General features: G+C 61.2%; 13 protein-coding genes and 1 pseudogene. 13 read left to right on the plus strand and 1 reads right to left on the minus strand.

The window, feature by feature from the left end:
- Nucleotides 1-5: 5 nt before the first annotated feature.
- From cbiD to G454_RS0110085, 10 genes are read left to right on the plus strand one after another with little or no spacing between them, the layout of a single operon-like run.
- Nucleotides 6-1,109, plus strand: coding sequence for a cobalt-precorrin-5B (C(1))-methyltransferase CbiD (cbiD, locus tag G454_RS0110040; protein ID WP_027718522.1), 1,104 nt, complete (start codon nucleotides 6-8; stop codon nucleotides 1,107-1,109).
- A complete protein-coding gene (gene cbiE, locus G454_RS0110045) occupies nucleotides 1,091-1,726 on the plus strand; it encodes a precorrin-6y C5,15-methyltransferase (decarboxylating) subunit CbiE (RefSeq protein WP_027718523.1) in 636 nt (211 codons plus the stop codon). The genes cbiD and cbiE overlap by 19 nt, the downstream gene beginning before the upstream one ends.
- Nucleotides 1,716-2,321, plus strand: coding sequence for a precorrin-6Y C5,15-methyltransferase (decarboxylating) subunit CbiT (cbiT, locus tag G454_RS0110050; protein WP_027718524.1), 606 nt, complete (start codon nucleotides 1,716-1,718; stop codon nucleotides 2,319-2,321). Before cbiE ends, cbiT begins: the two co-directional genes overlap by 11 nt.
- Entirely contained in the window at nucleotides 2,311-3,030 is a 720-nt protein-coding gene (gene cobI, locus G454_RS0110055) for a precorrin-2 C(20)-methyltransferase (RefSeq protein WP_027718525.1), read from the plus strand. The genes cbiT and cobI overlap by 11 nt, the downstream gene beginning before the upstream one ends.
- Nucleotides 3,027-3,782 carry a precorrin-4 C(11)-methyltransferase gene (gene cobM, locus G454_RS0110060; RefSeq protein WP_027718526.1) on the plus strand — a complete coding sequence of 252 codons (756 nt, stop codon included), beginning with the start codon at nucleotides 3,027-3,029 and terminating at the stop codon, nucleotides 3,780-3,782. Before cobI ends, cobM begins: the two co-directional genes overlap by 4 nt.
- The gene (locus G454_RS18660; protein WP_035107593.1) at nucleotides 3,779-4,867 is read left to right on the plus strand and encodes a cobalt-precorrin 5A hydrolase; all 1,089 of its coding nucleotides are present in this window, start codon (nucleotides 3,779-3,781) and stop codon (nucleotides 4,865-4,867) included. The genes cobM and G454_RS18660 overlap by 4 nt, the downstream gene beginning before the upstream one ends.
- Nucleotides 4,831-5,553: a precorrin-3B C(17)-methyltransferase gene (gene cobJ, locus G454_RS0110070; RefSeq protein WP_027718527.1), complete on the plus strand. Its 723-nt coding sequence runs from the start codon at nucleotides 4,831-4,833 to the stop codon at nucleotides 5,551-5,553. The genes G454_RS18660 and cobJ overlap by 37 nt, the downstream gene beginning before the upstream one ends.
- Complete coding sequence (gene cobK / locus G454_RS0110075; protein ID WP_027718528.1) at nucleotides 5,550-6,326, plus strand: precorrin-6A reductase; 777 nt, start codon at nucleotides 5,550-5,552, stop codon at nucleotides 6,324-6,326. The genes cobJ and cobK overlap by 4 nt, the downstream gene beginning before the upstream one ends.
- Nucleotides 6,323-6,694 carry a sirohydrochlorin chelatase gene (locus G454_RS0110080; protein WP_027718529.1) on the plus strand — a complete coding sequence of 124 codons (372 nt, stop codon included), beginning with the start codon at nucleotides 6,323-6,325 and terminating at the stop codon, nucleotides 6,692-6,694. The genes cobK and G454_RS0110080 overlap by 4 nt, the downstream gene beginning before the upstream one ends.
- Nucleotides 6,691-7,332, plus strand: coding sequence for a precorrin-8X methylmutase (locus G454_RS0110085; protein ID WP_027718530.1), 642 nt, complete (start codon nucleotides 6,691-6,693; stop codon nucleotides 7,330-7,332). Before G454_RS0110080 ends, G454_RS0110085 begins: the two co-directional genes overlap by 4 nt.
- A gap of 49 nt (nucleotides 7,333-7,381) precedes the next feature.
- Here G454_RS0110085 and G454_RS0110090 read toward each other — a convergent pair whose 3' ends face one another.
- Nucleotides 7,382-8,233 (minus strand): Asp23/Gls24 family envelope stress response protein, encoded by an 852-nt coding sequence (locus G454_RS0110090; RefSeq protein WP_211230040.1) that lies wholly within the window; start codon nucleotides 8,231-8,233, stop codon nucleotides 7,382-7,384.
- 119 nt (nucleotides 8,234-8,352) lie between these two features.
- On the opposite strand from G454_RS0110090, the gene G454_RS0110095 reads away from it, so the two are divergent.
- The 3 genes and pseudogenes from G454_RS0110095 to G454_RS22075 all read left to right on the plus strand — a co-directional run.
- The gene (locus G454_RS0110095) at nucleotides 8,353-8,784 is read left to right on the plus strand and encodes a hypothetical protein (protein ID WP_027718532.1); all 432 of its coding nucleotides are present in this window, start codon (nucleotides 8,353-8,355) and stop codon (nucleotides 8,782-8,784) included.
- A gap of 7 nt (nucleotides 8,785-8,791) precedes the next feature.
- Nucleotides 8,792-9,406, plus strand: a complete 615-nt coding sequence (locus G454_RS0110100) for a DUF3786 domain-containing protein (protein WP_035107597.1) — start codon at nucleotides 8,792-8,794, stop codon at nucleotides 9,404-9,406.
- A gap of 111 nt (nucleotides 9,407-9,517) precedes the next feature.
- Nucleotides 9,518-9,761, plus strand: a pseudogene (locus G454_RS22075) (hypothetical protein); the annotation flags it as partial.

A 9,761-nucleotide genomic window follows, 5' to 3' on the forward strand; every position in this document is an offset into this window, starting at 1 on the left:
GTCCCTTGACCAAACCTTTGCGCACAGGCATCACCACAGGCGCGTGCGCCGCGGCGGCGGCAAAAGCGGCAGCGGCACTGTACTTTTCCGGGCGCATATTGAAAGAAGTCACCGTCTACAACCTTCAGGGGCAGCCCATTTTGGTGCCCATATCTGAAGTCAGGGCGGTTCCCGGCGGCGCCATGGCCGTGGTCATCAAGGACGGCGGCGACGATCCCGACGTGACCAGCGGTCTACCGGTGGTGGCCGAAGTGCGGCCCGGCGGCGAGGGGATAAAGCTTTGTGGCGGCCCCGGCGTAGGTCGGGTCACGAAGCCGGGCCTGGCCGTGCCGGTGGGGCAGCCGGCCATAAACCCCGTACCCCGGGAGATGATTTTGGCCGCCGTAAGGGAATTCCTCCCTCCCGGACAGGGGGCGGAAATCACCATCAGCGTCCCCGGGGGAGAAAAGGTGGCCGGGCGCACCTTGAACCCGCGCCTGGGAATTGTCGGCGGTATCTCCATTCTGGGCACCACCGGAATTGTAAGGCCCATGTCCGAGGAGGCCTACAGGGACTCCCTGGTGCCCTTTCTGGACGTGGCCAGGTCGGCAGGCTTTAATCATGTGGTGCTCACCCCAGGGCGCACAGGCGCCCGCGCAGCCGTGGAAAGGTACGGCTTCCCCGCCGATGCCGTTGTAGAAATGGGCAATTTTGTGGGGTTTATGCTGGAGCGCTGTGCGGAAAGGGGTTTTGAGGGAGTCCTTCTGTGGGGCCATCACGGCAAGATGGTCAAGATTGCCGGGGGGATCTTCCACACCCATAACCGCGTTGCCGACGCCCGGCGGGAAATACTGGCCAGCCACGCCGCCTTAATGGGCGCCGACCGCGAGGTGATCGCCCGCATCATGGCCGCCAACACCCTGGAAAGCGTGGTTGAACTGCTGGCCGGCTGCAACCTCCTGAGCGTTTACGACCGGCTGGCCTGCCGGGCCAGCCAGCGGGCCATGGAGCTGGTCCACCGCCGCCTGAAAGTGGGCACCGCGCTGCTGGATTTGAAGGGGCAGATCCTGGGCCTGGACCGGCAGGCCGTGGAAATCGGGAGGAAACTGGGATGCCGCGCATTAAAGTAATTGGCGTGGGGCCGGGAAGCGAGGACTACCTCACCCCCGCCGCCAGGAAAGCCCTGGACGCCGCCAGCGCCGTGGTAGGGGGCGAGAGGCACATCAGGCAGATGGCCGCACCGTGGCAGAAAACCTTCATCCTCAAAAGCAACCTGGGTGAGGCCCTGGAGTTTATCCGCCTGCACCGCGAAGCGGGGGTGGCGGTCCTGGCCTCGGGCGACCCCGGGATGTACGGGATCCTCAAATACCTGCGCCGCCATTTCCGCCGCGAAGACCTGGAGGTCATCCCGGGGGTCAGCGCCGTGCAGCTCGCCTTTGCCCGCCTGGCCGTGCCCTGGGAAGATGCCCGCATCCTAAGCGCGCACGGCAGGAAAGTGGAGGGAGCCTTCCTGGCCGAGGCGGTGCGCACGAGCCCCAAGGTGGCCATCCTTACCGACCCGCGGTGCCCGCCGGCGTCAATTGCCAGGATGCTCGCCGCAAACGGCCTGGCCGCCCAGAGGATCTACTGCTGCTGCAACTTAAGCTACCCCGACGAATGCGTGGTGGAAACTTCGGCCCGTGAGCTGCTGGAAAAACAAATCGACCTTCCCCCCAACTGCGTAGTGGTGATCTTAAATGAAGGTTAACTGGCCGTATGCAACGCCGGGAATCCCCGACAATCTTTTCCAGCGGGACAAAATTCCCCTTACCAAAGAGGAGATCCGCGTCATCACCCTGGCCAAGGCCAGGCTGTCCCCGGGACAAGTAGTCTGGGACATCGGCAGCGGCACGGGCTCCCTGGCCATAGAGGCGGCCCGCCTCATCGGCAAAGGTAAGGTCTATGCGGTCGAGCAGGACCAAAAGGCCGTGGAAATCCTCCGGGAAAACATCGGCCGTTTCGGCATAGATAACATTGAGGTAGTGGAGGGAAGGGCCCCGGAAGTGCTGGGCGGCCTCCCGGAACCGCAGCGGGTTTTCATCGGCGGCTCGGGGGGAACGCTGGGGGCCATTATCAAGTTTTTAGAGAAAAAAATGCCCCGCGGCGGCAGGTTGGTGATCAACGCGGTAACCCTGGAAACGCTTACCGCCGCCTTTAACGCCCTGGGGGAGCCTTGGGGAAAAGAGATCGTCCAGGTGGTAGTGGCCCGCAGCACGGCCCTGGGCGGTTACCACCTGCTGCAGGCAAACAACCCCGTGTGGATCATTGCCGCCCAGAAGGGAGGAAATGACGGTGGCGGGTAAGCTCTACGGCATCGGGGTGGGCCCGGGTGATCCCGAATTGCTCACCTTAAAGGCATACCGCATCCTCCAGGAAGTCGACGTGGTCTGCGTGCCCAAGTCGGCTGCCGAAAGGGAAAGCCTGGCCCTCCACGTGATCACCGGGGCCCTTAACCGGCGCTGGGAAGTGGTGGAGCTTTCTTTCCCCATGTCCCGGGAGAAGCGGATTTTGGAAGAACACTGGGCTGCGGCAGCCGAAAAGGTGGCCGCCCTGGTGCAGGAAGGCAAAAAGGTGGCCTTTGTGACCATTGGCGATCCCATGTTCTACAGCACCTACGGATACCTCCTCAACTACCTGCGGCGGCTTTACCCTCACATTCCGGTGGAAACCGTTCCCGGCGTTACGGCCATGAGCGCCTGCGCGGCGGTCCTGCAGACGCCCCTGGCGGAGGGCGATGAAAACCTGGCCATTATGCCGGCGGCCTACCACCTGGACCGGCTGGAGAAAATCATGGAGGACTTTGATAACATCGTGGTCATGAAGGTCAACCGCAACTTTGAAGGAGTAATAGGCCTGCTCCGGCAAAAAAAGCTGCTCGGTCAAGCCGCCCTGGTCAGCCGCTGCGGTTACCCGGACCAGTTCGTTTGCCGGGACCTTGCAACCCTAGCCGGGGATAACCTGGACCTTCACTACATGTCCACCCTCATCCTGCGCAAGAGGTGGGAAAAATGATTTACTTCGTGGGCGCCGGTCCGGGAGACCCGGAACTAATTACCGTAAAAGGGGCCAGGCTGTTAAAAGAGGCGGACGTGGTCATCTACACCGGCTCGCTCATCAACCCGGAAGTGCTTGACCACTGCCGCCCCGAAGCAAGGCTTTACAACAGCGCCCACATGACCCTGGAAGAAATCCTCGCGGTCATGATCACAGCCCACCGGGAAAACCTGACCGTGGTGCGCCTGCATACGGGAGACCCATCCCTTTATGGTGCCACCCAGGAACAGATGGATGCCCTGACCAGAATGGGCATACCTTTCCGCGTGGTACCGGGGGTAAGCTCTTTCCTGGCCGCCGCCGCCGCCATCCCCCACGAGCTTACCCTGCCGGGGGTAACGCAAACGGTCATCCTCACTCGCCTGGAAGGGAAAACGCCCGTCCCGGAGGAGGAAAAACTGCGTGAGCTGGCCCGGCACAAGAGCACCCTGTGCATCTTTTTAAGCGCCCACCGCATAGAAGAGGTGGTTGCAGAGCTAAAAGCGGGCGGCTGCACGGAGGACACACCGGTGGTGGTAGTGGAGAAGGCCTCCTGGCCCGAGGAAAGGGTGATGCGCGGCACCCTGGGCGACATTGCCGCCAGAGTAAAGAAGGCCGGCATAACCCGCACCGCCCTGATCCTTGTGGGGAAGGTTTTTGGCTCACCCTACCAACCCTCGCGGCTCTATCACCCCGGCTTCGCCCACGGCTACCGGGAGGCGCGGAAATGAAGATTACCGTCATCGCCGTTACCAAGAGCGGCGTGGAGCTGGCCCAAAGGGTATCCCAATGCTTGACCCGGGCCGGCCACCAGGTAAAGACCTACAAGCCGGCCCACCTGCCCGGGGAAGGGACGCCCTACGTGCAGCCCCTTAGCCTCTTGGTGGGCAGGGAATTTTCCCTGTGCCAGGGGATGGTGCTCATCATGGCCCTAGGGATTGCCGTGAGAGTGCTGGCCCCCCACCTGCGCAGCAAGGTGTCCGACCCGGGGGTGGTAGTCATGGACGAAAAGGGTAACTTTGCCATCAGCCTGCTGGGCGGACACATGGGAGGGGCCAACCAGCTGGCGCGGGAGCTAGCGGCAGCCACGGGGGCGGTGCCGGTTATTACCACGGCCACCGAAGCGCAGGGCCTCCTGGCCGTTGACGTGCTGGCCCAAAAATATAACCTGGCCATCGAGTCCCTTGAAAAGGCCAAAAAGGTTAACGCCTGCCTGGTTAACGGGGACGGGGAAGTTTTTATTTCCAGCGAATTCCCTCTGCCGCTACCGCAGAAAGGCTATAAAATCATCCCCTGGCCGGAAGCTACAAGTGCAGGATTTACCGGCTGGCTGGTACTGATCACCAACCGCGTGTTTGATCCGCCTTCCCCCAAGGTGCTCTTCCTGAGGCCCCGCAACCTTGTGGCCGGCATTGGCTGCCGTAAGGGAGTAGGAGCGGAAACGGTAAAATCCGCCCTGTTCTGCGCGCTGTCACTGGCCGGCCGCAGTGCAGCCAGCCTGCGGGCCCTGGCCACCATTGAACGGCGCTCCGGAGAGGAAGGCCTGCAGGAGGTTGCCCGGGAACTGGGCTTACCCCTGGCTGCCTTTACCGCGGAAGAGATTAACAACTTGCTGGAAAAAGCACCCCATCTCAGCAGATCATCATTCGTGAAAGAGAGGATAGGAGTGGAGGGCGTATGCGAGCCAACGGCTTTACTGGCCGCTCCCAGGGGCCAGCTGATCCTGGGCAAGACCAGGGTGGGGGGGGTAACCGTGGCCCTCGCCGAGGAAAGCTATGGGTGGTGGGAACAGGCCCGGGAAACCCGGAGCACCTGAGCCCCAGGGCAAAGCAGGCCATAGAGGAAGCCGAAACAATTGTGGGGTACAGGACTTACCTCAAGCTGGTGGAGGAAATGCTCAGGGGAAAAGAGGTAATATCCACCGGCATGATGAGGGAAATCGAGCGGTGCCTCCTGGCCGTACATCGGGCCGGCGCAGGGCAAAAAGTGGCCCTGGTTTCCGGGGGAGACCCGGGCATTTACGGCATGGCCGGCCTTGCCCTGGAAGTCATCGAGCGGGAAGGCCTCTGGGACAAGCTGGAGGTGGAGATTGTGCCCGGCATCACTTCGGCCAGTGCCGCTGCAGCCCTCCTTGGAGCCCCCCTCATGCACGATTTTGTAGTTATCAGCCTGAGTGATCTGCTGACCCCCTGGTCGCTCATTGAAAGGAGGCTGGAGCTGGCCGCCCAGGGCGACTTTGTGGTGGTACTGTACAACCCTGCCAGCCACAGGAGAACAGGGCAAATTCACCGCGCCAGGGAAATCCTCCTCAAACACAGGAGCAGCCGCACCCCGGTAGGAATAGTGCGCAACGCCTACCGAGAAGGCCAGGAAGTCACTATTACCGACCTGGAAAACCTTTTAAATCACCCCATCGATATGTTGTGCACCGTTATCGTGGGCAACAGCCAGACGCGCGTCGCCAACGGTTTTCTGGTCACCCCCAGGGGGTACGAGCTGTGATACTGGTGCTGGGAGGTACGACGGAAGGACGCCAGGTAGCCGCGGAACTGGCGGCCAGAGGCCTCCGCGTAATGGTTTCCACGGCAACCCCCTACGGCGGCGAACTGCTCTCGGGCTGCGGCGCCCGGATCATTACAGGCCCCTTAAACCTGGAAGGGTTGCTGGAGATCATCAGGGGACACAAGGTCCGTCTGCTGGTAGACGCCACCCATCCTTTCGCCTGCCGGATTTCCGATCTGGCCTGCCGCGCCTGTGCCGTGACGGGCATACCTTACCTGCGCCTCCAGCGTGCGGAAAGCGCCCTTCCCTCCAGCCACCTTGTTTACCGGGTGAGGGACTACGAGGAGGCCTCCCGCAAAGCCACGGAGCTGGGCAGGACCATTTTCCTGGCCACCGGCAGTAAAAGCCTGCCCGTCTTCCTGGACGCCGCGCGGCAGCGCGGCTGCCGCATCATTGTCAGGGTACTGCCGGAACCGGAGGTCCTCCAGCGCTGCCGCCAGCTGGGTTTAAAGCCAGCCGATATCGTGGCCATGCAGGGGCCGTTTGGCCGCGAACTGAACCGCGCCCTCTTCCGGCACTACCGCGTGGACGTGGTGGTTACCAAAAACAGCGGCGACGCCGGGGGAACGGCATCCAAGGTTGAAGCCGCGCTGGAGCTGAACATACCGGTGGTGGTTATAGACCAGCCCCGCCCGGCGCCGGGGGAAGCTGTGCACAGTCTTGCGGACCTCATTGACAGGATCATCCAAATAGAAAGGTCGGTGGAAGGATGAAGAAGAGGGGCGTCATCCTGCTCTGCCACGGCAGCCGCCTTCCGGAAACACGCAGGACGCTGGAAAGACTGCAGGAGATGATCGGTGAGGGAAAGGGCTTCGCGGCGGTAAAAGGGGCTTTCCTCCAATTCGGCCAGCCCGACCTGCCGGCAGCCCTCGCCCAGATGTCCCAGCTGGGACTGGAGCAAGTAGTGGTGGTGCCGCTGTTTCTCGTCGACGGGGTGCATGTTAAAAAGGATATACCTGAAATCCTAAACCGCGAAAGGGCCCGCTACCCGCAGATGGAAATTATTATGGCCGGGCACATAGGCGCCCACCGGAAGCTGGCAGAAATTATTTTAGAGCGCATACAGGAGGTCGTTTCATGAAGATCATCACCGACCCCAAGACCATTGAGGAAGAAAGCATGCGCATCATAGAACAGGTGGTAGAGCTGCACGCCTTTTCCCCGGGGGAAAAGGCGGTGGTAAAAAGGGTGATTCATTCTGCCGGCGATCCCAGCCTAGCCGGGCTCATGCGCTTCCACCCCCGGGCGTTAGAGTGCGGCGTGGCCGCGCTCCGGTCCGGTTGCATCATCCTCACCGATGTGAGCATGGTCAAGAGCGGCCTTTCCAGAAAGCCGCTGGCTCTTCTGGGGGTGGAGGTGCGCTGCTTGATTGACCACCCAGCAGTTGCCGAAATGGCCAGGGAAAAGGGGATTACCCGTGCCATGGCCGCCATGGAACTGGGCGCTTCCGTTGCCGACGGGGGCATTATTGCCATCGGCAACGCCCCCACCGCCCTCTTTGCCCTCTGCCGGCTTATTGCCGGCGGCAAGGCCAAGCCGGCCCTGGTGGTGGCCACACCGGTGGGCTTCGTAGGGGCGGCGGAGGCCAAAAGAGAGCTAATGGCCCTAGACGTTCCCTACATCACCGTCACGGGTACCAGGGGAGGCAGTCCCATGGCCGCGGCCATTGTCAACGCCCTGCTTTTTATGGTCTGCACAGGCGGCACAACACATGCGTAACTTCCAAACAGCCGGCCCGACCGACGTCCCCGCACCGCCGCCGCGCCCCTTAAGGGGCACTTCCCTGGCGCGGTATGTAGAGGGAACGCACAAGGAGGTTTACCGCCTTCACCGTCAGGCCCGTCATTTCCTCCACCCGCTCCTTTACCTTTTGTTGGATTTGCCGGCCGACGTCTATAATATTGCAGCCATAGTACAGCACCGGCTGAAGTTCCACGGTTACCCCGTCCGGTTCCTTCTTTATCGTTACCCGGCCGGCACTCTTAACCTTACCGGCTTCCCTTGCGGCCCGCTCAATAATTTCCGTGAGTACACCCTCGGCAATGGCCAGCCTGCCGTAATAGGTAAAGGTGGGTCGCACCACAGAATGCTCCAGCCAGCTGCGCCTGCCCTGCGGGTTTTGCCGGCGCAGGAAAATTTTTAGGGAATCGGCCAAAATACCGGGAAGCTTTTTCTTCACTTCCACCGTGGGGGCGGGAATGACGTGCTTGGCGTATTGTACCCGCATCACCCGCGCTTTGCGGATTTCCCGGGGAGAAGCCACCTCCTCAATGGTAATTACCCTGGTTACCGGGGGCAGCCCCAGGCGGGAGGCAATCTTCTCCACCATTTCCACGGAGGTGCCCAGGATGAGCACCCTCTGCGGGTTAACCTCCCGCAGCACCTCCCGGGCCTGGCGGGCATGCTCCTCGTCCGTGAAAAGCGCCGCTTTAATGGCCCCCAGGCGGGTAGGCTGGTGCTTGGCAGACTTTCCCGCCAGGATGCGGTCCCCCTTAATTACGAGCCCGTCATCAATGATGATCTCTGCACCGCAGTCATGGGCAGTGGTAATGGCCCGGAAGCTTTTCCCCGTCCCGCTGGGACCCACCAAGGCGTAAACTTCCATAACCCTCTCCTCCAAAAAGGGCCTTCCGGAAAGTTTCTTCCCCAAGGCCGGCCGTTCCTGCAAGCCATCACCTGCTTTTAACCGGAAGGACCGAAGGCACCGCTTAGCGTAAGAAACCCCGGGAGGTGAAAAATTTGTCCCAGGAATTTGCCGAGCTCTTGGCCCAGAGGTTTTCCCTACCCGAGAGCGAAAAGAATATCCTCGGGAAAACCATACGACAGCTTTCCCGCCCCGAAAGGCGCATTTACTTTGAAAAGATAAAGCCCCGGGAAAAAGAATTCAAGCTTTTTCTAAAAGAACAGCATGCCGTGCTCAACCACGACGGGCGGCGAAGATGGTTAAATCTTACCGTGCAGAGCCTCCTGGAAAAAGGAGGCGATCCGGACCTGGCCGACAGCCTGGTGATGGATGTCCTTGGCCGCTTGGAAGTTTACCGGACGCTGCGCGAAAGGGCCGAAGCGGAAGGCACGCGCCTGAAAGCCCTCACCAATTTCGGCGGGCTGGCCATGGTTTTAATTTTGTTTACCGTCATTGCTGCCCTTATCCTATACCTGAGCGGCAGGTGAGTTGGCCGTGCTCATCAACGAGCTGGATGCCCTAAATGAGGCCGTACGCAGGTTTGCCGGAATCTCCGGCGACCACACGGGCATAACCCTGCGTACGGGAGCGCTGTACGACCCCCACCGCGGAAAGTATCTCCTGGATTACCTGGGGGAGAGATACGAGATAAGCCCGGACGGGAGCGTGCAGAAGGAGGCGTCCCGGGAAGCCGTGCCGTACAACGATCAGGTGCTCATCCTCCAGTACCTATGCTCGGCAAGCGGCCTGCCGCCCCGGGGACACTGGCTTTCCTTTCTCGAGCTACCTCACGGTGAACTCCACCACGCTCCCTTCCAGCACGATGCCCTCATCCCCCTGGCCCGGGCCTTTGGGCACCGTCTGGAGGCTTTTAGCCTTGCCGCCCGCATCCTCGGGGGGGAAAAGCTGTCGCTCGGCGACTGCGCGGCGAAGTTTCTGGCCTTCCCCAAGCTGCCGCTGGCGGTAATCATCTGGTCCGGCGACGAGGAATTCCCTCCCCGCGCCAGCATCCTTTTTGATGCCGTGGCCCCAACCCACCTCTCCACGGCAGCCCTTTGGGTGCTGGGCGTAGAGCTGGCCCGCAAGATTATCGCCCTGGCGCAAGGCTGAGTGATCCCCAGCTTTTAGAAGGAGATATTAAGCGAAAAGGGCAGGAAAAAAGGATTCTCCCCCCGAAAATTAGCTGTTAAGGGAGGAAACAGCAAAGGGGGAGAATCCTTAATGAGCCTGAATCGTTTTGTTGAATTATTTATAACATGGTTGGCCGGAATTCACAAGACCCAAGTGAAGACCCTGGCGGTGCTGGTATATGGGCTTTTACGCTCGCCCCGTTTAGGGGTAGCATCTTTGGGGCGGGCCTTACCCGGGCCGACGGCGGAGAAGCACCGCATCAAGAGAGTGGACCGTTTTTTGGGCAACCGCCGGTTGGAATTGGGGAAGTGTGCGCGACCGCTAGCCAGAGCCA

Source organism: Desulfovirgula thermocuniculi DSM 16036 (genome assembly GCF_000429345.1).
Taxonomy (GTDB): domain Bacteria; phylum Bacillota; class Desulfotomaculia; order Desulfotomaculales; family Desulfovirgulaceae; genus Desulfovirgula; species Desulfovirgula thermocuniculi.